The following is a 22,419-nucleotide window of genomic DNA, read 5'->3' as shown; positions in this document are numbered from 1 at the left end:
GCTGGCTATATAGTAAGGGAATGATATAAAAATGGACTCTTATCCTGCAATAGAAACGAACCACTCTGAAAACAACCTAGTACTTGAATTAAACGGTAAAATTGTTGAACTCAACACCAAACTCATCCGCAATGTTGAAAATGGTTACGTACTGGCTACTATGCCTTTGGCGTACCGAAAGATCATTTTATTTATGAATCGACATCGTGGCGAACTGTTCAGTGTTAGTCAATTAAAGAAGATTGGCTGGGAAAGTGAGAAAGTCACCAATTCTTCTGTGATCGTCGCCATATCGGAAATTCGATCTTTGTTTGGTGATGGGCTGATCATGACGATAACGGGTGAAGGTTACGTGTTCCAACCTTAAACACTGTTCGCTGGTTTTATATTTCTCCGCATTATTACAGTTAAAGAAAAGGGCGCTTCATTTAGACGATTAGTCACACGAAGAGCCCCACTATTCTCTATCTAATGAACTTTCTATATCACTCGCCAGCAATCTGTAGAGGAGAGCGCTTTAGGCTTGCGATTAACATGTAAATCGTTGTCGCTAGCAGAGACGCAAACAGGTAAGTAAATAGTCCTGCTTGAGAGTCCATAAAGCTATCCGCAACTAATGGTCCTGCGACTGAACCGATGCTGTAACACAACAGCATAACCTGAGTCACTGACACCAGATAGCTTGGGTCTAAGTTACGACAACCTAAGTTAATCGCAATTGGGTAAAGTGCGAATGTTGCCATGCCCAGTACGAATAGGCTCATGCCTAGTACGTAGAAATCATGGTTTATCGTTAGTACACCAATGCTTGCAACCCCTAGTAGGCTGAACAGAGCCATTAATAACACTTGTCCTATGTGGTGAGATAACCATGTCACCATCGGCTGAACAGCCATACCACCCATAATTACTAAGGCCATCAAACCGCCAATATCTTGGTGTGCGATGTTGCGCTGAGCCAGTTCTACAGGCATCAAGCCATAAATAGAACCAAGTGTGAGCCCCGATACAATACAACCAATTAGTGCGCTGTGGCTCAGTTTGCTGATTTGTTTCAGTGACAGAGACTTAGCATCGTGAATTTGTGGTGCTGTCGCTTGTCCGTACATCAACACAATGATTGCACCAAACAACAAGGTGAACATTGCAATGAAAGGCACGCCGCCTGTAATACCAAGGTATCCTATGCCAAGTTGACCAACGGCAGAACCGCCGTATAGCGAACACATGTAAACCCCTAAACGTTTCGCACGCTGAGATTCATCACCGCTCATTAGCCAAGATTCTACAATCACGAAGATACCTGCAACAGCCACACCAGCCACAAAGCGAGCTAATAGCCATACCGCTTGGTGTGGGATCAATGGCAATACAAGGATCGTTGCGATGAACACACTCAATGCGATGACGAACGCGTCTTTGTGACCAACGCGAGCGATCGCACGCTCAATCAATAACGTACCCGCTAAAAGACCTGCATAAAAGGCACTCGCCAACCAACTCGATAGATTACTGTCTAAGCCATACTCAGACAGCATTAATGGTAATGAACTCATTAAGTAGCCTGAAGCTATCGCGTAAAAAGACAATGCAATAACAGGAACAGTTATGCGAGTTGTTGGTTGGATGTTGTCCAATGCAGGAGCCTCTAAATAGTGAAAGAAACGATGAATTTTCCGCGACTATGGGGGAGAAACTGGATTGGGTAAAACGAATAAAAATGGTCGTGAAGATAAAAGAAATTTATCGTGTTTGTTGGCTAAAATACCGTTGTGATATTTCATGTTTTCGCGATATTTTCTGCGGTTAAATAGCCGATAAAGCGTTGTTCAAACGACTATTTAATTTGAAAGACGGAGAGAGATTCGTTGTATTAATCAGATTTTAATTTAGGGCGTTTAATCGTGTTAGACCACTTCTTTTCGGTATTGTCTGGGCGAGCTTCCACTCCACTTACGAAAGGCATGTCGAAAGTTAGCGCTGTCTGAAAACCCAACGCGCTCAGATATCTCTTCAATGCTCATTTGAGTTGAAGAAAGGTAGTGTCGAGAAAGGTGAAAACGAACGTGGTCAAGTATCTTCTGGTAACTCGTATCGACGGCTTTGAGGTGCCGGCGTAGTGTTCGAGAAGACATCCCCAGTTCTGATGAAATAGATTCTATCGAAGGGTAACATCCAGGTCTCTCAAGTAGCATTTGCGAGACTTTTTCTTTTAGGCTGGTGGACGCACTGACTTTTGCCAACATGTCGTCACACGATTTCAGACACATCTGCAGCGTGATGGTATTGGCGGTAGGAAGAGGCGAGTACAAACTTGTTGCATCAAACTGCCATTCAAGGCGATCACTATTGAATTCGACAGGGCAACGGAAAATCTCTGTGTAGAGGTCGCCGTATTCTGGCTTCGGGTAGGGGAAGCGGATCACTTGGGATGGGAATGGCTGTTGCAGTACTTCTTCACACAGGCTTTGAATTGCGGTGAACCAATATTCGCAACAAAATGGCAGCAGCGAGTCCAAGTCGATCAGCTGCTCGGCTCTAAAGTATCCAACGTTATCTTCTACTGACATCGTTTTTCTAAGTACAGGGCCAGCAAGTTGCAGATATTTAAATCCAATCAGCAAAGCATCTAACAGCGTTTCACTACTGAATACGGCATAACCTAGAACACCAAAGTCGCTAAACCGTGCTTGTTGGCCGACTCTTAACCCTAAACCGCCTTCATCAGTGTTCGCCAATGCGTTACTGAACACCGCCAACTTTTGCGCCAAGGTAATGTGGGTGTCTGGCGTGTTGAGTTGCAGAGCATCAATGTTACTGCCTTCCAATAATGCTTCGATATTGAGGGCGGGTGACATATAGCGATGCAGTAATTGAAGATCAAGAATGCCGAATGCTTGCATATCGGGTTCGTAGACTGCGGTGTATTTCATAGGATGCCTCTTGTTGAATATTGCCATCTTAACCGAACTCTTAACATTTTCGCTTGTCGCCTGTTCTCACTTTCCCAAGCTTGTTCAAACTTTTGCTTTATGTGTGCAAGGTTTTACAAGGCCTGATAGAGCTGTGTCCGAATATCACCGGTTTTTGTCTTTTTGAAACCTGTTCGAAATGTTATCAAAATGTTGTAATTTAATGGGTTGCATATTGGAACATCTCAAACATTTTGCTCAATAATTACTATTTTGCTCAATAAATACTCTTACCTACATGACACGCCAATGTGCAGGGTTTGATAGCAACAAAGACAACACTTATTACAACGATTAAAACGTCTACGGTGACTGTGATTAACAGGTCTAAGCCGAATAAGGAGATCATGGATGCACAATCTTGCTGTTAACTTGGAGCGCAGCGCTTCGCTTTTTCCAACTAAAGCCGCTCTGCGTATGGGATCGGATGAAGTCAGCTTTTCTCAGTTAGAACAACTTTCTGGAAACGTGGCCGCGAATCTAAAAAGACTCGGGTTAAAGAAGGGAGATAAGGTCGCGTTGTCGTGTCCGAACGTCACATATTTTCCAATCGCTTATTACGGGATTCTAAAAGCGGGCTGTGTGGTGGTGCCTTTGAATGTGTTATTCAAGGCCAGAGAGATCGCTTATCACCTCAATGATTCAGATGCGAAAGCTTATTTATGCTTTGAGGGCAGTGAAGAGCTGCCCATTGGGCGCTATGGATTACAAGGTTTTGCGCAGGCCGATAACTGCGAACATTTCGTGTCTATGCCAATACCAAACGGCGCAACATCCACGCTCTCAGAAAAACACGAGCAGCAAGAAACGATTGCAGATTGGCTAGCACAACCTTTGGATGCGTATGAGTCTGTAGCGTGTCATGGCGATGATACCGCGGTAATTCTTTATACGTCAGGTACCACAGGCCAGCCGAAGGGCGCTGAGCTTTCCCACACCAATATGCAAACCAATGCGATGTCGTCACAGTATCTAATGAGATTGGAATACAGCGACACGACCATGGCTACGCTTCCTCTGTTCCATAGCTTTGGCCAAACCGTAATGATGAATGCGAGCGTGTTGACGGGGTCAACCATGGTCTTAATTCCGCGTTTTGAACCGTCACTGGTTATTGAACAGATCATTAACCACAAAGTCAGTGTGTTTGCGGGCGTACCTACTATGTATATCGCGCTTCTAAGAGCTGGAGAAGAGTCTCCTGATAGTTTAGAAGACACAAGCAAACGCTCTGAACAAGTCAAACACAGCTTAAGGCTTGGCGTATCTGGCGGCGCCTCTATGCCGCTTGAGGTTATTCGTCAGTTTGAATCCCGATTCGAACTTCCGGTATTGGAAGGTTATGGGCTGTCTGAAACAGCGCCGGTTGCCACCTTTAACCATATTGATGGTGATCGCTTGTCGGGCAGTGTTGGCCAACCCTTGTGTGGTCACCTTATTAAGATTACAGACATACAAGGTAATTCAGTCGCCATGGGTGAACTGGGTGAGGTATGCATCAAGAGTCCAAGCGTCATGAAAGGCTACTATCAAAGACCAGAAGCCACGGCGGAAGCCATTAGAGATGGTTGGTTCCTAACCGGAGATATCGGGCGCACCGATGAGCACGGCAACTTGTTCATTGTTGACCGAGTGAAAGACATGATTATCCGTGGTGGTTACAACGTGTATCCGCGCGAAGTTGAAGAAGTGTTGATGTGCCATCCTGATGTCGAAATGGTCGCCGTTGTGGGTGAGCATCATGATCGCCTAGGCGAAGAGATCCACGCTCATGTGGTGCTTCATGAACATACACAATGTGATAGCGAAGTACTGATAGCTTGGTGTCGTGAACAATTAGCCGATTACAAATACCCTCGCAAGGTGTTCATTCGTAAGGCGCTACCAATGACGGCGACAGGCAAAATTTTGAAACGAGAATTACACCCACTAGAAATAGCGGAGGTAACCAATGGATAGTTATGATTTTATTATTGTTGGCGGTGGTTCTGCGGGGTGTGTCATGGCTTCGCGGCTATCTGAAGACCCCAATATTACGGTTTGCTTACTAGAAGCGGGCGGTAAAGACACGAGCCCATTCATTCATACTCCAGTTGGCGTGGTGGCAATGATGCCAACCAAACTGAATAATTGGGCTTTTGAAACCGTTAAACAACCGGGTTTGAACGGTCGCAAAGGTTACCAACCGAGAGGCAAGACACTTGGCGGCTCTAGTTCTATAAATGCCATGATGTACGCTCGTGGGCACCGTTACGACTACGACACATGGGAAAGCTTGGGTAACACCGGGTGGAATTATGAATCGTGTCTACCTTACTTTAAGAAAGCAGAAAATAACGAAGTCCACCAAGATGAGTATCACGGCCAAGGTGGTCCATTGAATGTGGCTAACCTTCGATCGCCAAGCCCGATGTTGGAACGTTACTTAACAGCATGTGAGTCGATAGGGGTTCCTCGTAATGAGGACATCAACGGCGCCGCACAATTTGGGGCGATGCCGACTCAGGTGACTCAAATTAATGGCGAACGATGCAGTGCTGCCAAGGCTTATTTAACGCCAAATCTTTCTAGACCGAACCTCACTGTCGTGACCAAGGCCACTACGCATAAGGTCTTGTTTGAAGGCAAGAAGGCGGTTGGGGTCGAGTATGGTTCTAACGGAAAGCGTTATCAGATCCAATGCAGTAAAGAAGTGATTCTATCCGCTGGTGCCTTTGGTTCCCCCCAACTGCTGTTATTGTCGGGTGTCGGCGCTAAAGGTGAATTGGAGGCGCATGGTATCGAACAGGTTCATGAGTTGTCTGGAGTGGGTAAGAACCTTCAGGACCATATTGATTTAGTGCATTCTTACAAATGCAGTGAAAAGCGTGAAACTTTTGGTATCTCATTGCAAATGGCCTCTGAAATGACCAAAGCTTTACCGCTCTGGCACAAAGAACGCCGTGGCAAGATGAGCAGTAATTTTGCAGAAGGGATAGGCTTTCTCTGTTCAGAAGATCATATCGCCGTGCCGGATTTAGAGTTTGTATTTGTCGTCGCTGTGGTTGATGACCACGCTCGAAAAATACATACCAGTCATGGATTTACCTCTCACGTCACCTTGCTACGACCGAAAAGCATAGGCACCGTAACGCTCAATAGTAATGATCCTTATGATCCGCCTAAGATCGATCCTGCGTTTTTCAGTCATCCAGAAGACATGGAGATTATGATTAAGGGCTGGAAGAAACAGTATCAAATGCTAGAGAGCTCGGCGTTTGATGACATCCGTGGTAATGCTTTTTACCCAGTCGACGCCAGTGACGATAAGGCTATCGAGCAAGATATTCGTAACCGTGCGGATACCCAGTATCACCCAGTGGGAACCTGCAAAATGGGATCTAATGATGATTCGCTGGCCGTGGTAGATAAAGACCTTAAAGTCTATGGATTGGATAATTTAAGAGTCATTGATGCTTCTGTGATGCCGACATTAGTGGGAGCGAATACCAATGCGCCAACTATCATGATCGCCGAAAAAGTTGCAGACCAAATAAAAGAACAATACGGTTTTAGCAAGCAACAAGCCAATGAACAGGCAGAAGACGAGATGGTTGTATAATTAAGAGAAACAGAGATAACTGATTTACATTAGGTTAGGGAGTCATATTTTGGTAAGGCTCTCTAACCTATTTTTTTGTACGCTTCTTCAAGCACAAGCTAAATCAAAAGCGATATAAAATACGGATCTATTTGGTCAGAGCTTGATTAAGCCATTGATCAAATTGGCCTTTTGGTAACGCACCGTTAATCGTATCGACACGTTTACCGTCTTTAAACACCATCACCGTCGGAATACTTCTGATTTGGTACATCGCGGCAAGCTGTTGCTGAGCTTCGGTATCAATCTTAACGAATCGAACATCTCCCGAACGCTCTTTAGCAACTTCACTGAACACTGGCGCAAAGCCAACACATGGGTTGCACCATGTCGCCCAGAAATCGACAACCACAGGCTGTGAACTGTTCAAGATAGATTGGAAATTAAGTGACGTTCCCTCGATAGGAGCACCATCGAGCAATGCTGTTTTGCATTTACCGCAGGTTGGGCTTTCTGAAATTCTTTCTGAAGGAACTCGGTTTACGCCATTACAAGAAGGGCAACGTGTGTTGAATGTAGACATAACTTTCTCTTTTTATTGTAACTCCGTGTCTAACGCGATTTACGAATCACGCACGGAGCGCTTATACTGTTTAAAACTAGAATACGATACTTAAATAAAAACAAACAATAAACAGGTAAATGATGACAAAATTTTACGCCGAAATTACTGGCTGGGGAAAGTGTCTGCCACCAGCCGTGCTGTCCAATGATGATCTAAGCACTTTCATTGATACGTCTGACGAGTGGATTCGAACTCGAACTGGTATCGAAAACCGTCGTATCAGTCATGTAAATACCTCTGAACTTGCGACTGTCGCAGCAAAACATGCAATGGCGTGTGCTGGCCTAACTGCTGAAGATATCGATCTTGTTATCATCGCGACGTGCAGCCCAGACTCACTTATCCCAAACACCGCATCTAAGGTTCAACAGAACCTAGGCATTAAGAGCGCAGCGGCTTTCGACCTTAACGCAGCGTGTACTGGCTTCATTTACGGTGTTGAAACGGCGACTCGACTGATTCAAGCGGGTAACTACCGCAACGCTATCGTTGTGGGCGCAGAACGCTTGTCATTCTTCATTGATTGGACCAAGCGTGATACCGCGGTTCTTTTCGGTGATGGCGCTGGCGCTGTGGTTCTATCTCGCACTGAAGAACAAGTTGGCTTACAAGAAGCTCAGATCGGTTGTGACGCCGAAGGCCGTGATATTCTAGCGGTACCAAAATTCGGTACATCTATGGATCGTTTTGCTGCTGACAACGGTTATTGGGACTTTGATTTCGTTGGTAAAGAGATCTTCAAACGTGCAGTGAAAGGCATGGGCGCAGCGGCACACACAGTCTTGAGCCGCACTGGTATCTCAACCGACAACATTGACGTTGTGATTCCGCACCAAGCGAACATCCGAATCATTCAAACTCTGTGTGATATGGCGGGTATCGATCGCGATAAAGCGTTTGTTAACATCCAAAATTACGGCAACACATCCGCTGCGACTGTACCAATCGCATTGTGTGAATCGCTAGAGCAAGGTTTCGTTAAGCCTAACGACAATATTCTTGTTGCAGCGTTTGGTGCGGGTTTAACGTGGGGTGCTGGCCATATTAAATGGGGTAGCCGTGTTGAGCCGCTAGGTCAATCAGATGCTAAGCTTCCAGAAGCCGACAAATCTGCTTTAGAGCTTCTAGAAAGAGCCATTTTACACTGTAAAACACACCCGAATTCAGCGAGCGAATAACGCTGATGGGTACAGTCGCCAAAGTACGTCTTATGACGAAAGCCGACCTTAATGAGGCGGCTTTAGTTCACCAAGCTACATTTGTTCGGCAACAGCACTCTAAAGTTTGGTTACAATGTAACTTAAACGCTTCACCACGCTTTCTTAACTTTGTTGCTGAAAGCGATGGCGAGATTGTCGGCTACATTATTTGGGTTCAAAAGAGTGGGTTTAGACCTGAGGCTGTTTTGGAGCTAGAGCAACTTGCCGTGTTACCAAGCGCGCAGGGCCAAGGATTGGGTAAAAAGCTGATTCTAGACTCCCTGCCGCAAGTGAAGCATAAGCTAGCAGAGCAAGGCTCGACGCTCAAACACGTGCTAGTGACCACCAGAGCAGACAACTTTGCACAAAAGCTTTATCAATCTACGTTGGGTGCAGAAGTCGAAACCACAATTTCAAACCTGTACTCAGCTGATGAAGTGCTTATGATAGCTCGCAATGTAGGTGAGCGAATCTGATCGCTGAGTTTTTAGAACTAATTATAATCAGCGGTATAAATCGACTTACGTTTAATTAGGGACTTCTACAGTCCCTTTTGTTATTTCTTAGGAAGTGTTTTGAAGAAAGTTTTAGCAATTGGCTACGTTTGGCCAGAACCGAATTCATCGGCGGCTGGCAGCCATATGATGTCTCTTTTACGCCTGTTCAAGAGACAAGGTTGGTCAGTTGAATTTGCAACGCCAGCTCAAGAAACTGAGCACATGATCGATCTCTCTGAAGAGGGCATCTCGAGCCAATCCATACAGTTAAATTGCGATAGCTTTGACCAGTACATCGAAGAGCTGCAACCCGATGTCGTGATGTTTGACCGTTTCATGATGGAAGAGCAGTTTGGTTGGCGTGTTGAGAAAGTATGCCCGAATGCCTTTAAGTTACTGGATACGGAAGACTTGCAGTTCCTACGTAACGCGCGCCATGAAGCGGTTAAGAAAGAGACTGAACTGACCAAAGCGCATTTGTACAGTGACTTAGCGAAACGTGAAATTGCCGCAATCTTACGCTGTGATCTTTCGTTGATCATTTCAAGTTACGAGATGGATCTGCTTCAATCTGAGTTCAATATCGATCCTAAACTGCTTCATCACTTGCCGTTCATGGTTGATCTTAATACTCTACCTGAAAGCACGAAAAGCTTTGAAGAACGTAAGCATTTCATGACGATAGGTAATTTTAGACACGCACCGAACTGGGATGCAGTGCTTCAGTTACAAAAGATTTGGCCGAAGATTCGCAAGCAGTTACCTGACACTGAACTTCATATTTACGGATCTTACCCGCCGCCGAAAGCAACGGCTTTGCACAACCCTAAAACCGGTTTCCATATCAAAGGTTGGGCTAAAGACGCTCAAGAAGTGATGGAGCAAGCTCGCGTGTGTGTCGCACCACTGCGTTTTGGTGCGGGCATTAAAGGTAAGTTGCTTGATGCGATGAAGTTACAAACTCCGAACGTGACGAGTGAAATCGGCAGTGAAGGCATGTTACCGCAAGGTGATTTGCAATGGCCGGGCGCGGTTGCAGACGATATTGACGAGTTTGTTGAACAAGCTGTTGCTCTTTATAACGATGAAGAGAAGTGGCTTAAGGCACAAAGTCAGTGTCATTCAATTCTTGAAGCGCACTATGAACAGAATCAACTGGGCGACACATTGATTGAGCGATTAACTGCGTTAGAGTCTGATCTTGAATCTCATCGACTGGATAACTTCTTTGGTTCGATGCTTAAGCACCACAGCATGGCGAGCACCAAGTATATGTCGCAGTGGATAGCTGAAAAAAACAAGACTAAGTAACAGACACAATAAACTGAATCAAATAATAAGCCCTTAGGTTAACGCCTAGGGGCTTTTTTCATGTAGGACGCTTATTAATTCCAGACTTATAAACCGAAACATACTAGCAATACATTAGCATTGACTAATTTATATTTATTAGTAAACTCTAATTTAAGTTTATTAGTAAAGCCTAATTTAAAGTTGCGACGAGTTAAATTTAAGCAGTAACGAGTTAGATTCGAGTTGTTAGATGGGAGAGGTCGGTGATGAGTTTAATACCTTGGGATGCATTGTTCGGTGGCATGTTGTTAGGCGCGTCGGCAATTATTCTTATGTTAGGAATAGGGCGAATAGCAGGAATCAGCGGTATTGTTAGCCGACTATTGCCATTAGGCTCGGACAATAATGCAAGTAAGGCTTCTCAAGTAGGTTCGGACAACAACGTTAAGAAGACCGAAAAGCACTGGCGCATTGCCTTTGTTGTGGGAATGGTCGCAAGTGGTTGGGTATTGATTCCGACGGGTTACCAACTTCCACAGTTGGAAGAGATGAATCTCGCTTTGGTGATTATTGCTGGCCTCTTGGTGGGCTTCGGTACCAAAACAGCGAACGGTTGTACCAGCGGCCATGGCATTGTCGGAATGGCACGCCTGTCTAAACGATCTATTGTTGCTACCTGTGTGTTTATGGGTGTGGCAATCGTAACCGTGTTTATCAAGAACCTGATTGGTTTGGGGGCATAATGAAAAACACTTCATTTACTATCGTTATCGGTTTGGTCGCAGGTATTCTGTTTGGGTCAGGAATGATCATCTCAGGCATGGTTGATCCTGAGAAGGTACTCGGCTTCTTAGACATTACCGGTAACTGGGACATTAGTTTGGCATTCGTCATGGGCGGCGCGCTGTTGGTCTTCGCTCCGTTTTATCATCTGGTCATTAAAAAGCGTGCTAAAGCGATCAATGGCGAGTCGTTAGATAGCCGTAACAATCCACTAATCGACAGAAAGCTGATTCTAGGGTCAACTGCCTTTGGTTTAGGTTGGGGGATTGCAGGTTTTTGCCCGGGCCCTGCGGTAACCAGCCTAAGTGGCGGTAACCCGACGGTATGGGTGTTTATGGTCAGCATGCTGGTGGGAATGTGGCTGGCGGGTCGGACGAACAAAACCTGTTAGTAGCGAGCTTATCGCTGATTACATTGGCTTTGACGTTATTCTTTCTGAACTGACCAAGCATAGAGGCTGACTCGCTTTAATTAGAAAGCCAGTCAGCCTCTTTTTATATCTATTGTTTCTATTATTTGCAGTTATCTAAAATCTATTATTTAACAGTCGTTGAAACTGGGCAGTGGTCACTGAGTTTGTAGTTGAGCACATCTTGCGTTTCAAATACCTTTTGCTTCGCAGGAGTAGCATCTAAGGACTCGCTTACCACAATATGGTCTATTACTGAACGGAACTGGTGCGTGCGGTGGTTATTACGATTTGAGCGAACCTTACAATCTGCTCGAGTTTTTCTTGTTGCCAATTGAGCATCGGTGTTTTGCGTCATATCTTTCCACATCCAATCTCTTGTATAGGAGAGGTTGTGGTTAAAGTCGCCCAGAATCGCGTAGTCTTCGCCTTTACGTTCTCTTTGCTGTATCCACTTATTCAGTTGTTGAGCTTGGTCTTTGAGCCTTGAACAGTCACGGGTAGACTTATACGCGCCGCTGCAACCCGCCTTTAAATGCACTGACAGCATGTGAATTGGTTTTGTGTCCGTTTCTACAACCATATAGCTGGCAAACCTAAGCTTGCTGCTAGCACTCGTTTCTAGAGGAAAGTCAGCGTAGTCAGTGAGAGCGATTCCTTTACGAACCGCGAAGCCCGTATATTGGTTCACTTCTTTGAATTGTCGGTTACTGTTTTTGGGCAATGAACGATCAGATATCAAGATTTCATATTGATCGCCCGCGATGCGTTGAATGGCGTTTATGTCATCGACTTCTTGAAAAGCAACCACATCCGCATCTAAGGATTGGAAATACTGTTCGAGTTTATCGAAATCCGCTTGATCACGTTGGGCAGAAAACTTATTCACAGCCACATTGGTTGATAACCATTCGATATTCCAACTGGATATGGTCAAAGGTTCAGCAAATGTGTGGCTACTGAGTAAGCAACCTAACATTACCCACTTTTGAAGTCGTTTCATCCCAAATATCCCTAATTTTGTCGTCCAATATAGTTGAGCCGTTATCCTACAACACTTACCGAAAATTCAACTCTTTTTAGCAGTTTTTTTATTGTTACATTGTTTCTTTTCGACTTGAGAACTCACGTAATAATATTGGATTTATCTTGTTCAGCGTGCGCGTTTTATTGATCCAAATCAATACTCAAAGTTGGTGGTTCTCGTTAAATACGCCACAATATCTAGTGTTAGTTAAACGATAAATCGCTCTATATAGTGTGTTTGTGGATAAGTCTGTGAATACCTCAAGAGTAAGGAGAAGTGGTGAAATCAATCGTAATCAAGCGTGATGGCTCAAGAGCTCCATTCAGTAGAGATCGCATCCAAGCTGCAGTGGAAGCAGCATCAGACAAAGCCGATAAGGAAATTGCTATTTATGCTCTGAATGTGGCATTAGCAGTTGAGTTGAAGCTCGAAGACTACGATGAAGTTCATATCTCTGAAATTCAAACCATGGTCGAGAACGAGCTAATGCAGGGACCTTATAAGTCTTTGGCTCGTGCTTACATTGAATATCGTCATGACCGCGACATCGCACGTGAAAAGCAAAGCGCTTTAACGCGTGAAATCGAAGGTTTGATCGAAGAAAGCAATGTTGATCTGATCAATGAGAATGCCAACAAAGACGGTAAAGTTATCCCAACTCAGCGTGATTTGCTGGCGGGTATCGTGGCTAAACACTATGCGAAAACTCACATTTTGCCGCGTGACATCGTTCAGGCTCACGAGTGTGGTGACATTCACTACCACGATCTAGACTACGCACCGTTCTTCCCAATGTTTAACTGTATGCTTATCGATCTTAAAGGCATGTTAACGCATGGCTTTAAGATGGGTAACGCTGAAATCGACACACCTAAATCGATCTCTACGGCGACAGCGGTAACCGCGCAGATCATCGCACAAGTCGCGAGCCACATTTACGGCGGTACAACGATTAACCGTATCGATGAGGTTCTAGAACCTTACGTAATGGCGAGCTACGAAAAGCATTTATCGCTAGCAAAAGAGTGGGACATTCATAGCCCAGAAGCTTTTGCTATCTCTCGTACCGAGAAAGAGTGTTACGACGCGTTCCAATCTCTGGAATACGAAGTAAACACACTTCACACCGCTAATGGTCAAACACCATTCGTGACGTTTGGTTTCGGTCTTGGCGAAAGCTGGGGTTCAAAACTTATCCAGCAATCTATCTTGAAAAACCGCATCGCAGGTTTGGGTAAGAACCGCAAAACAGCCGTGTTCCCTAAACTGGTATTTGCAATCAAAGATGGCTTGAACCACCAGAAGCAAGATCCAAACTACGACATCAAGCAATTAGCGCTTGAGTGTGCATCTAAGCGTATGTACCCAGACATTCTTAACTACGACAAAGTGGTAGAAGTGACAGGGTCATTTAAAACGCCTATGGGCTGCCGTAGCTTCCTGAATACTTACGAAGAAAACGGTGAGTTGATTCATGAAGGACGTAACAACTTAGGTGTTGTTAGTTTGAACTTGCCACGTATCGCGATTAACGCAAAACGAGATATGACTAAGTTCTACGAGCTGCTTGATGAAAAACTGAAGCTAGCTCGTCGTGCTCTAGAAACTCGTATTTCTCGTCTAGAAAACGTGAAAGCGCGTGTTGCGCCAATCCTATACATGGAAGGTGCGTGTGGCGTTCGCTTGAAAGCTGACGACTCTATTGCCGATATCTTCAAGAATGGCCGTGCGTCTGTTTCTCTTGGTTACATTGGTATCCATGAAGCGATGACAGCACTTTACGGCACTGACGTTCACCTGTACGACGATGGCGAAATGCGTGCTAAAGCGCTTGAGCTGGTGGAGTACATGAAGCGTGAAGTGGAATCTTGGACGAAAGAAACAGGTTACGCGTTCAGCCTATACGGCACACCGAGTGAAAACCTATGTAGCCGTTTCTGCAGCATCGATACCAAAGAGTTTGGTGTGATTGATGGCGTAACAGACCGTGGTTACTACACCAACAGCTTCCACTTAGACGTACAAAAGAAAGTGAACCCATACGACAAGATCGATTTCGAGATGCCTTATCCAGAAATCTCTAGCGGTGGTTTCATCTGTTACGGCGAATTCCCGAACATGCAGAAGAACATCGAAGCGCTAGAAAACGTATGGGACTACAGCTACACGCGTGTTCCTTACTATGGCACCAACACGCCGATTGATGAGTGTTATGAATGTGGTTACAACGGTGAGTTCGACTGTACGAGTAAAGGCTTTACATGTCCTAAATGTGGCAACCATGACTCAACTAAAGTGTCAGTAACACGCCGCGTTTGTGGTTACCTTGGTAGCCCCGATGCACGACCATTTAACTTCGGTAAGCAAGAAGAAGTTAAACGCCGCGTGAAGCACCTTTAGTCAGGCCTAAGAGCATTAGAAATAAGATTGGTATCGGCGTTATGTCGATACCAATTCTTTTGTTTCAGTTCTTGCAGCATTTCGCTTCAAACTATTAAGCAATAACGAGTTTTCAATACTGCCTTATGAATTATCATCAATATCACCCAATCGACGTTGTAAACGGCCCAGGAACACGCTGCACTTTGTTTGTGTCGGGTTGTGTGCACCAGTGTCGCGGGTGTTATAACCAGTCGACGCAAAGGTTGGACTCTGGGCATTTGTTTACTCAAGTACTGCAAGACCAAATTATTGCTGATCTGAATGATCTGCGAATTAAACGTCGTGGTTTATCGCTTTCTGGTGGTGATCCTCTTCATCCTGCGAATGTGTCTGAAGTGCTTAAGCTTGTTCAGCGTGTAAAAGCCGAATGCGAAGGCAAAGATATCTGGATGTGGACCGGTTACGAGCTAGACGAGTTGGATGAAAAGCAGAAGCAAGTACTGGAATACGTCGATACTTTGATTGACGGTCGCTTTGAACAAGATAAAGCGGATCCAATGTTAGATTGGCGTGGCAGCTCAAACCAAATCATTCATCGGTTCCGACTCTAGTGGACTTGCGTTAGTTAACGTCATGCTACATTGGTGCAAATTAGTAGCCTCAGCTTCTCTGCTGAGGCTTTGTTATTTTATGACGTGCTAAATTTGTAAATTGATGGAGTATTGAACTATCTGGAATAGGGAATATTAGATTGCACCGGTTTCAACTAGAGTTATCTCCTAAAAATCAAAACTTTGATGAATTTCTGTTTCTTAAATTGTAAATAAAATGATAACTTGGAGGCCATTACTTGAATTTCAAAGGGTTGTGACTTTCATGTTTTCACATCTACCAAAACCAACTTTAGATCCAATTCTATCTCTTTCTGTTGCTTACCGCGGCGATACTCGTACTGATAAAGTCGATTTAGGCATTGGCGTTTATAAAAACGACCAAGGCGAAACTCCGATCATGAAAGCCGTTTCTAAGGCTCAAGATATCGTTGTTGAAACTCAGAAAACCAAAGCTTACGTTGGCCTAGCAGGCTGTGAAGAGTTTAACCAGAGCATGGTTGATCTGCTGCTTAAAGGGACTTCTGCAATGGATCGTGTAGCAGCGATTCAAACACCGGGTGCAAGTGGTGCACTTCGTATGTTGGGCGACTTAATGAAAGTTTCTCAGCCAGACACTACTGTTTGGATTTCAAACCCAAGCTACGTTAACCACAAACCGGTGATGGAAGCAGCAGGCTTAAAAGTTCGCTACTACAATTACTTCAGTCCTGAAACGAAGCAAGTTGATACTGCAAAAATGTTGGATGACCTTTCAAAAGCGGGTCCATCAGATGTGGTACTACTGCACGGTTGCTGTCATAACCCAACGGGTGCTGATATCGATTTTGAAGCGTGGCAGGAAATCACTAAACTATCGCAAAAGAATGGTTTCTTACCGTTCGTTGATATTGCTTACCAAGGCTTTGGTGACGGTCTAGAAGAAGACGCGAAAGGTCTTCAACATATGGCGAATAACGTTGAAGAGATGTTGATTACAACGTCTTGCTCAAAGAACTTTGGTTTGTACCGTGAACGAACAGGTGCAGCAATCGTTATTGGCAAAAACAGCGAACACGTTGGTAATGCCAAAGGTAAGCTGCTGACGCTTGCGCGTTCAACTTACACTATGCCGCCAGATCACGGTGCGGCTTTGGTGAAAACAATTCTTCAGAATCAAGAATTAACAACGATTTGGAAGCAAGAATTGAGTGAAATGCAGCAACGTTTGTTAAATCTGCGCCAAAGTTTATGTGATGAATTGCGAAATACTTATAACACGTCACAATTTGATTTCATTGAAAGCCATAAAGGTATGTTTACTGTACTAGGCTTTAAAGAAACTCAAATGAATCAATTACGTGAAGAATATGGTATCTACGGTGTTGGTGATGGACGCATCAATATTGCAGGTCTTTCTGAATCCCATATTCCTTATGTAGCAAAAGCGATAGCCAACGTATCAAAATAGAAGGTGACTGAATGTATAATTGGAAAGCGATTATTACCCTAATGTTAAGTGGCGGCTTGTTTGCTTGTTCGACAACGACTCAAGTTCCTGTCGAGCCAGAGAAAAAGCCTCAAATCGAACAACCTGTTGTGGATGACTCTTCAAAAACTGACGCAACAGAAGGCGAGAAAGTAACGGAGCCTACTGAGAAGCCTGAAGAAGTAAAACCAACTGAACCAGAAGTGAAACCTGCACCTGTTGAAAAACCAGTAGAGAAGGTTAGAAAAACAAGTGACGGCAAACTAATTCTTGGTGAAGAAGAGTGGGTGTTTGTTCCTGGTTTAAAAGAAGCGTTTAAAGCACGTGTCGATACAGGTGCAACAACCTCTTCAATCAGTGCAGTTGATATTGTTGATTTTGAACGTGACGGCAAAGACTGGGTTAAGTTCAAGATTGAACACGACGGCATCACAACTGAAGAGGTCAGCTTGCCAGTAGAACGTTGGGTTAAGATCAAGCAATCAAGCGCGGAAGGAACACAACGACGTGCTGTTGTTGTTGCTTCGATTCAAATTGGCGATCTAAAAGACAAAACTGAATTTACGCTAGCCGACCGAACGCATCTTTCTTTCCCACTTCTGTTGGGTAGAAGCTTCTTTAGAGATGTTGCGGTTGTCGACGTAAGCAAAAAATACGTTCAGAAGAAAATCACTAAATAGATTTAAGTCTATGAGTTCTGACTCAAACTCACGTTTCTGTTTTGATAAATTGAATCCCTGCTAATGGAATTAGCGGGGATTTTTTCTATTTATGGCGTAATAACCGACGAAATGCATTTAATTGTCCATTGTTCGCTATCCGTTCACTGTTTAACCTCGACAATGTGATCCTGATCTCTATATAATCCGCGCTTCGTTTTATGTTTAATCCATACTTTCGTACTTCTTATTTAGGCACGTCTTTCTGCCTAATAATTATCTGTCAGTACACGCTTAGGAATTAGTTCTTTGATATCTACCGCGAACATCACAATGCAATTTGGCGCAGAGCCGCTGTTTGAAAACATCTCTGCTAAATTTGGTAACGGCAACCGCTATGGTTTGATCGGCGCTAATGGTTGCGGCAAATCAACGTTCATGAAAATCCTAAGTGGTGCATTAACGCCAAGCTCGGGCAACGTTTCTATCACTCCAGGAGAGAAACTGGGTGTGCTAAGCCAAGATCAGTTCGCTTTTGAACAATACAGCGTTATCGACGTTGTGATCATGGGTGACAGAAAACTGTGGGAAGTAAAACAAGAACGTGACCGTATTTATTCTTTGCCAGAAATGAGCGAAGACGATGGTATGAAAGTCGCTGAACTTGAAAGTGAATTCGCTGAAATGGATGGCTACACAGCTGAAAGCCGTGCAGGTGACATCCTGATTCAAGCGGGTATCGAGGAAGAGTTCCACTTCGGTCTGATGCAGCAAGTTGCTCCGGGTTGGAAACTGCGTGTGCTATTGGCACAAGCGCTATTTGCAAACCCAGATATCTTGCTACTTGATGAACCAACCAACAACTTGGACATTCACACGATTAACTGGCTGGCTGAAGAGTTAAACCAGCGTAAATGTACAATGATCATCATCTCGCACGATAGACACTTCCTGAACTCTGTGTGTACGCACATGGCGGACATCGACTACGGTGAGCTACGTATTTACCCAGGTAACTACGAGTACTTCCTAGAAGCGTCTGGCTTGATTCGCGAACAACTTCTAGCAAGCAATGCTAAGAAAGCGGCTGAAATCAGCGAGCTTCAAGATTTCGTAAACCGTTTTGGTGCTAACGCGTCGAAAGCGAAGCAAGCAAGTTCACGTGCTAAGAAAATGGACAAAATCACACTTGATGAAGTGAAATCATCGAGCCGCATGAGCCCATCAATTGATTTCGGTGAAGGCAAGAAACTGCACCGTCAAGCGCTTGAACTTCAAGAACTTGGTCACGGCTTCGATGGCGAAACACTGTTTGCTGGTGGTAATTTACTGCTTGAAGCGGGTACGCGCCTTGCGGTTATCGGTGAGAACGGTGTGGGTAAAACCACGCTGCTACGTTGTCTAGTTCAAGAGCTAGAGCAGAACGAAGGTATCGTTAAATGGTCTGAAAATGCTTCTGTAGGTTATTGCCCACAAGACAGCACTAAGGATTTTGATAACGATCTGAGTATCTTCGATTGGATCTCACAATGGCGTACAGCGAAGCACGATGACCTGATGGTACGCGGTATTCTTGGTCGTCTACTGTTTACGGCTGACGATGCGAACAAGAAAGCACGCAACTGTTCTGGTGGTGAGAAGAACCGTCTGTTATTTGGCAAGCTAATGATGCAAGACATTAACGTACTTGTAATGGACGAACCAACCAACCACATGGACATGGAAGCTATCCAAGCATTGAACGATGCACTTAAGGTTTACACTGGCACGCTTATCTTCGTGAGCCATGACCGTGAGTTTGTATCTTCATTGGCAACACACATCATTGATGTGAAAGACAAGCAACTGGTTAGTTTCCAAGGTACTTATGAAGAGTACTTAGATCATCAGAAAAAGATGCTGATGGTTGCTCTATAGATGCAAATTGCTCGCTAAGCCTTAATGTGGCTAAAGCGAGCGATAACAGCGAATAATAAAAAGCCCCGAGCATGATTGTGCTCGGGGCTTTTTAAATAGTATCTCTGTATCACTACTTAGAAAGGGAATTTAGCTTAAAAGTCGACCCTAGCTTAGAAACAGAACTTAACTAAGGCAACTAATTCAGTTTAGCAGCCGATTCAGTTTAGAAGCCGAATCGAGCAGACATTAAGATTTGGTGGCCATAAGTACCATTGTTCCGCAGATCTACACCAACAGAAAGTTGATCGGTTGAGTGAAAACGAGCACCAAAACCAACAATTGAGTTGCTGTTATCGTTATCAATCAGTTGACCAAGGCGTGCGTTGACTTCAACATTTGCAATGATCCAGGCTTTTACGCCGATGTTTACTTCCGTTTTAATGTCGTTTTCATCGTTTCGCTCGATGTTGTGTAATAGCATCTGGCCATAGATATCGGCAAACTGTCCAATCGGACCATTAAAGCCAACACCAGCTGCAGCATCCCAGTCACTTTCGAAACCACTATCAATACGACCGATAAAATGAGCATTTTGAGTAAATAATGTTGTGAACTCACCACCAAACGTACTAGGGCTAGCCCCCATGCGTAGCTCGAATGTGTTGTAGTTAAAGTTGTTTGCAGACGCAGAGAATGAACACAGTGCAGCTAGTCCTAAAAGGACAGTCTTATTCGTGCAACCTAGCATGGTGACTCCATATAAATTGTATTTTCGGCAGTATAATACAAAAAAGCCTGCAATATGCAGGCCAATTACTTGAAGTCAGTATGTTTTGTATTTATCGCTTATAGAACTTGGATATGATCTACTTCGATTTCCGGCGTCTTGCCGCCTTCATATTCGCCGAAGATGCGTACTTTAGTATCAGCAGTTAGCGGTTGTGCTAGGCGGATATCATCATCCAATTCGATTTGAATTTCACTCTGCCCATCAGAGAAGACAAATGTATCATTCTTTAGCTGACGAACAATCTTGCCATCTACAATCGCTTCTTGCTCTGCGAACATGCTTGTGTCTGCAAGTAGTGTCGCAACAGAAACGGTTTCAATCGGTCCTGTGTAAGCAATAGGGCTCTCGTGCTTGCTGTTGCCGCTATTGTTGTGGTCGCCAGCCATTGCGAAAGTAGGAGCAAGAATAATTGTGGTTGCGATAGCTAATACAGTTTTTTTCATGATGAATCCCTTAATGTTGTTTTTAATAGAAACGTTGTTCTGAATTTGAAACATTTCTTTTCGTTAGTGAGTTTTTCGTTGATACGCTTATTTTGTTTGTAAGCTTTGTTTCGATGGAGCTATTAAACAACACTAGGGTTGAATCCAGAGTGAGTAAGGTATTCATTTTCCATTCATTTTATTGAGCATCTACTCGGCAATGACGTTAAGATGGAGGCAGAGAAATATTGCCTACAGCTATAAATTGAATATTAAGAAATTAAAACATTAAGGATTGAAGTACGAATGCGAGCACCATTAAGCGCCCTTATGGTTCAAGGGACAACGTCAGATGCCGGAAAAAGTGTTTTGGTGGCAGGTTTATGCCGTGTCTTGGCCAGAAAAGGCATTAAAGTGGCACCATTCAAGCCACAAAACATGGCTTTAAACAGTGCAGTGACAAAAGATGGTGGTGAAATTGGTCGCGCGCAAGCGGTTCAGGCACAAGCTTGTAATATCGAACCGTCTGTTCACATGAACCCTGTATTGCTCAAACCAAACTCAGACACGGGTGCACAAGTGATTCTACAAGGCCGTGCACTGAGTAATATGGAAGCGACGGGTTATCACGATTACAAGAAAGTCGCGATGAATACGGTGATCGATTCATTCGACCGACTTTCTGCTGAATACGAAAGCGTGATGATTGAAGGTGCGGGCAGCCCAGCTGAAATTAACCTTCGCGAAAATGATATTGCGAACATGGGATTTGCTGAAAAGGCGGATATTCCGGTGATCATTGTTGCCGATATTGACCGTGGTGGCGTTTTTGCGCACCTCTACGGCACATTAGAGTTGTTATCTGAATCTGAACAAGCTCGCGTAAAAGGTTTTGTAATTAACCGCTTTAGAGGCGATATCGCGCTGCTTCAATCAGGTCTTGATTGGCTAGAAGAGAAAACCGGCAAGCCAGTGATTGGTGTTCTGCCATACCTTCATGGTTTTAACCTTGAAGCGGAAGATGCCATTACTTCAGCCCAAGAGTCTGACGGAGAAGCTAAACTTAAAGTCGTGGTGCCTGTTCTAACCCGAATCAGCAATCACACAGACTTTGATGCGCTAAGGCTCAATCCTTCCATTGATTTACGTTATGTAGGCAAAGGCGAGCGTGTAAACAGCGCGGATTTGATCATCTTGCCGGGTACAAAATCAGTAAGAGCCGATTTGGATTACTTGAAAGAGCAAGGCTGGGACAAAGATATTCAGCGCCACTTACGTTTAGGCGGCAAGGTTATGGGTATTTGTGGCGGTTACCAGATGCTAGGAAAGATCATCCACGATCCGGATGGAGTCGAGGGTAAACCCGGCAGCAGTGAAGGGTTAGGGTATCTTGATACTGAAACGACCTTAACGCAGCAGAAAACCTTAACTAATGTGCACGGTACTATGATGCTGGATGGAAAATCAGCACAAGTAAAAGGTTATGAGATTCACGTAGGTAGGACTGATGTCAATGAAACAGCCTTACCGGTTCAGTTAGAATCAGGCAGCCTTGATGGTGCAGTGAATCAAGACAACTCGATTTTTGGTACTTACCTGCATGGCGTATTCGATAACAGTGATGCGTTATCGCTTATTTGCGAATGGGCAGGAGCCAATGATGTAACCGCGATTGACCACGAACAACTTAAAGAGTTGGGTATTAACCGGATCGCCGATGCCATCGAAGAGCACTTAAATCTTGATCTGCTTTGGCCTGAGCTTAAAGCCTTGGTTTGAACTGGAAATATCGGTTAAGAAATC

Annotated in this window: 20 protein-coding genes; 14 read left to right on the top strand and 6 right to left on the bottom strand. The window is 44.3% G+C overall.

Annotated features, from left to right (window positions below; genetic code table 11):
- Nucleotides 1–31 precede the first annotated feature (31 nt).
- On the top strand, nucleotides 32–367 hold the full coding sequence (locus tag OQJ75_RS02690) for a winged helix-turn-helix domain-containing protein (protein ID WP_017104789.1): 336 nt from the start codon (nucleotides 32–34) through the stop codon (nucleotides 365–367).
- A 118-nt stretch (nucleotides 368–485) separates the two neighbouring features.
- Here the strand turns inward: OQJ75_RS02690 and OQJ75_RS02685 are convergent, their stop codons facing one another.
- Both OQJ75_RS02685 and OQJ75_RS02680 read right to left on the bottom strand, forming a co-directional pair.
- Entirely contained in the window at nucleotides 486–1,637 is a 1,152-nt protein-coding gene (locus tag OQJ75_RS02685; RefSeq protein WP_017109590.1) for an MFS transporter, read from the bottom strand.
- A gap of 270 nt (nucleotides 1,638–1,907) precedes the next feature.
- Nucleotides 1,908–2,933 carry an AraC family transcriptional regulator gene (locus tag OQJ75_RS02680; protein WP_076670822.1) on the bottom strand — a complete coding sequence of 342 codons (1,026 nt, stop codon included), beginning with the start codon at nucleotides 2,931–2,933 and terminating at the stop codon, nucleotides 1,908–1,910.
- A gap of 390 nt (nucleotides 2,934–3,323) precedes the next feature.
- Here OQJ75_RS02680 and OQJ75_RS02675 point away from each other — a divergent pair, with 390 nt between their 5' ends.
- Together OQJ75_RS02675 and OQJ75_RS02670 are read left to right on the top strand one after the other, a co-directional pair.
- Nucleotides 3,324–4,931 carry a long-chain-fatty-acid--CoA ligase gene (locus tag OQJ75_RS02675; RefSeq protein ID WP_265970678.1) on the top strand — a complete coding sequence of 536 codons (1,608 nt, stop codon included), beginning with the start codon at nucleotides 3,324–3,326 and terminating at the stop codon, nucleotides 4,929–4,931.
- Complete coding sequence (locus OQJ75_RS02670; protein ID WP_265970679.1) at nucleotides 4,924–6,573, top strand: GMC family oxidoreductase; 1,650 nt, start codon at nucleotides 4,924–4,926, stop codon at nucleotides 6,571–6,573. Before OQJ75_RS02675 ends, OQJ75_RS02670 begins: the two co-directional genes overlap by 8 nt.
- Before the next feature lie 127 nt (nucleotides 6,574–6,700).
- Here the strand turns inward: OQJ75_RS02670 and trxC are convergent, their stop codons facing one another.
- Nucleotides 6,701–7,135 carry a thioredoxin TrxC gene (gene trxC / locus OQJ75_RS02665; protein ID WP_017104795.1) on the bottom strand — a complete coding sequence of 145 codons (435 nt, stop codon included), beginning with the start codon at nucleotides 7,133–7,135 and terminating at the stop codon, nucleotides 6,701–6,703.
- Between the two features lie 122 nt (nucleotides 7,136–7,257).
- Between trxC and OQJ75_RS02660 the strand changes: the two genes are divergently transcribed.
- From OQJ75_RS02660 to OQJ75_RS02640, 5 genes are all read left to right on the top strand, one after another.
- The gene (locus tag OQJ75_RS02660; RefSeq protein ID WP_076670830.1) at nucleotides 7,258–8,355 is read left to right on the top strand and encodes a ketoacyl-ACP synthase III; all 1,098 of its coding nucleotides are present in this window, start codon (nucleotides 7,258–7,260) and stop codon (nucleotides 8,353–8,355) included.
- Between the two features lie 32 nt (nucleotides 8,356–8,387).
- Entirely contained in the window at nucleotides 8,388–8,852 is a 465-nt protein-coding gene (locus tag OQJ75_RS02655; RefSeq protein WP_265970680.1) for a GNAT family N-acetyltransferase, read from the top strand.
- 99 nt (nucleotides 8,853–8,951) lie between these two features.
- Nucleotides 8,952–10,184 carry a glycosyltransferase gene (locus tag OQJ75_RS02650; protein WP_265970681.1) on the top strand — a complete coding sequence of 411 codons (1,233 nt, stop codon included), beginning with the start codon at nucleotides 8,952–8,954 and terminating at the stop codon, nucleotides 10,182–10,184.
- Between the two features lie 248 nt (nucleotides 10,185–10,432).
- Nucleotides 10,433–10,909, top strand: coding sequence for a YeeE/YedE family protein (locus tag OQJ75_RS02645; RefSeq protein WP_102314030.1), 477 nt, complete (start codon nucleotides 10,433–10,435; stop codon nucleotides 10,907–10,909).
- Entirely contained in the window at nucleotides 10,909–11,340 is a 432-nt protein-coding gene (locus OQJ75_RS02640; RefSeq protein ID WP_265970682.1) for a YeeE/YedE family protein, read from the top strand. The genes OQJ75_RS02645 and OQJ75_RS02640 overlap by 1 nt, the downstream gene beginning before the upstream one ends.
- Before the next feature lie 145 nt (nucleotides 11,341–11,485).
- On the opposite strand, the gene OQJ75_RS02635 is transcribed toward OQJ75_RS02640, so the two are convergent.
- The gene (locus OQJ75_RS02635) at nucleotides 11,486–12,361 is read right to left on the bottom strand and encodes an endonuclease/exonuclease/phosphatase family protein (RefSeq protein WP_265970683.1); all 876 of its coding nucleotides are present in this window, start codon (nucleotides 12,359–12,361) and stop codon (nucleotides 11,486–11,488) included.
- A gap of 303 nt (nucleotides 12,362–12,664) precedes the next feature.
- Here OQJ75_RS02635 and nrdD point away from each other — a divergent pair, with 303 nt between their 5' ends.
- From nrdD to OQJ75_RS02610, 5 genes are all read left to right on the top strand, one after another.
- Complete coding sequence (gene nrdD, locus OQJ75_RS02630; protein WP_265970684.1) at nucleotides 12,665–14,785, top strand: anaerobic ribonucleoside-triphosphate reductase; 2,121 nt, start codon at nucleotides 12,665–12,667, stop codon at nucleotides 14,783–14,785.
- A gap of 125 nt (nucleotides 14,786–14,910) precedes the next feature.
- The gene (gene nrdG, locus OQJ75_RS02625) at nucleotides 14,911–15,378 is read left to right on the top strand and encodes an anaerobic ribonucleoside-triphosphate reductase-activating protein (protein WP_265970685.1); all 468 of its coding nucleotides are present in this window, start codon (nucleotides 14,911–14,913) and stop codon (nucleotides 15,376–15,378) included.
- Nucleotides 15,379–15,643: 265 nt separating this feature from the next.
- Nucleotides 15,644–16,828, top strand: coding sequence for an amino acid aminotransferase (locus OQJ75_RS02620; RefSeq protein ID WP_017632435.1), 1,185 nt, complete (start codon nucleotides 15,644–15,646; stop codon nucleotides 16,826–16,828).
- A gap of 11 nt (nucleotides 16,829–16,839) precedes the next feature.
- Nucleotides 16,840–17,526, top strand: coding sequence for a RimK/LysX family protein (locus OQJ75_RS02615; RefSeq protein WP_265970686.1), 687 nt, complete (start codon nucleotides 16,840–16,842; stop codon nucleotides 17,524–17,526).
- Nucleotides 17,527–17,814: 288 nt separating this feature from the next.
- Entirely contained in the window at nucleotides 17,815–19,422 is a 1,608-nt protein-coding gene (locus tag OQJ75_RS02610; RefSeq protein WP_265970687.1) for an ABC-F family ATPase, read from the top strand.
- A gap of 205 nt (nucleotides 19,423–19,627) precedes the next feature.
- Here the strand turns inward: OQJ75_RS02610 and OQJ75_RS02605 are convergent, their stop codons facing one another.
- Nucleotides 19,628–20,152 carry a hypothetical protein gene (locus OQJ75_RS02605; RefSeq protein ID WP_017087055.1) on the bottom strand — a complete coding sequence of 175 codons (525 nt, stop codon included), beginning with the start codon at nucleotides 20,150–20,152 and terminating at the stop codon, nucleotides 19,628–19,630.
- 98 nt (nucleotides 20,153–20,250) lie between these two features.
- On the bottom strand, nucleotides 20,251–20,637 hold the full coding sequence (locus tag OQJ75_RS02600) for a YgiW/YdeI family stress tolerance OB fold protein (RefSeq protein ID WP_265970688.1): 387 nt from the start codon (nucleotides 20,635–20,637) through the stop codon (nucleotides 20,251–20,253).
- Between the two features lie 285 nt (nucleotides 20,638–20,922).
- On the opposite strand from OQJ75_RS02600, the gene OQJ75_RS02595 reads away from it, so the two are divergent.
- Entirely contained in the window at nucleotides 20,923–22,395 is a 1,473-nt protein-coding gene (locus tag OQJ75_RS02595; protein WP_265970689.1) for a cobyric acid synthase, read from the top strand.
- The last annotated feature ends 24 nt before the right edge of the window (nucleotides 22,396–22,419 follow it).

The sequence above is a fragment of the Vibrio sp. 14G-20 genome, from assembly GCF_026241515.1.
Lineage (GTDB): Bacteria > Pseudomonadota > Gammaproteobacteria > Enterobacterales > Vibrionaceae > Vibrio.
This window is presented reverse-complemented; position numbering and strand designations above follow the sequence as displayed.

Coding starts and splice junctions, on each gene's coding strand:
- OQJ75_RS02675 (WP_265970678.1), top strand. CDS start 3,324: ATGCACAATCTTGCTGTTAACTTGGAGCGCAGCGCTTCGCTTTTTCCA.
- OQJ75_RS02690 (WP_017104789.1), top strand. CDS start 32: ATGGACTCTTATCCTGCAATAGAAACGAACCACTCTGAAAACAACCTA.
- OQJ75_RS02595 (WP_265970689.1), top strand. CDS start 20,923: ATGCGAGCACCATTAAGCGCCCTTATGGTTCAAGGGACAACGTCAGAT.
- OQJ75_RS02615 (WP_265970686.1), top strand. CDS start 16,840: ATGTATAATTGGAAAGCGATTATTACCCTAATGTTAAGTGGCGGCTTG.
- OQJ75_RS02660 (WP_076670830.1), top strand. CDS start 7,258: ATGACAAAATTTTACGCCGAAATTACTGGCTGGGGAAAGTGTCTGCCA.
- OQJ75_RS02635 (WP_265970683.1), bottom strand. CDS start 12,361: ATGAAACGACTTCAAAAGTGGGTAATGTTAGGTTGCTTACTCAGTAGC.
- nrdG (WP_265970685.1), top strand. CDS start 14,911: ATGAATTATCATCAATATCACCCAATCGACGTTGTAAACGGCCCAGGA.
- OQJ75_RS02645 (WP_102314030.1), top strand. CDS start 10,433: ATGAGTTTAATACCTTGGGATGCATTGTTCGGTGGCATGTTGTTAGGC.
- OQJ75_RS02620 (WP_017632435.1), top strand. CDS start 15,644: ATGTTTTCACATCTACCAAAACCAACTTTAGATCCAATTCTATCTCTT.
- OQJ75_RS02640 (WP_265970682.1), top strand. CDS start 10,909: ATGAAAAACACTTCATTTACTATCGTTATCGGTTTGGTCGCAGGTATT.
- OQJ75_RS02605 (WP_017087055.1), bottom strand. CDS start 20,152: ATGCTAGGTTGCACGAATAAGACTGTCCTTTTAGGACTAGCTGCACTG.
- OQJ75_RS02670 (WP_265970679.1), top strand. CDS start 4,924: ATGGATAGTTATGATTTTATTATTGTTGGCGGTGGTTCTGCGGGGTGT.
- OQJ75_RS02680 (WP_076670822.1), bottom strand. CDS start 2,933: ATGAAATACACCGCAGTCTACGAACCCGATATGCAAGCATTCGGCATT.
- OQJ75_RS02600 (WP_265970688.1), bottom strand. CDS start 20,637: ATGAAAAAAACTGTATTAGCTATCGCAACCACAATTATTCTTGCTCCT.
- OQJ75_RS02655 (WP_265970680.1), top strand. CDS start 8,388: ATGACGAAAGCCGACCTTAATGAGGCGGCTTTAGTTCACCAAGCTACA.
- trxC (WP_017104795.1), bottom strand. CDS start 7,135: ATGTCTACATTCAACACACGTTGCCCTTCTTGTAATGGCGTAAACCGA.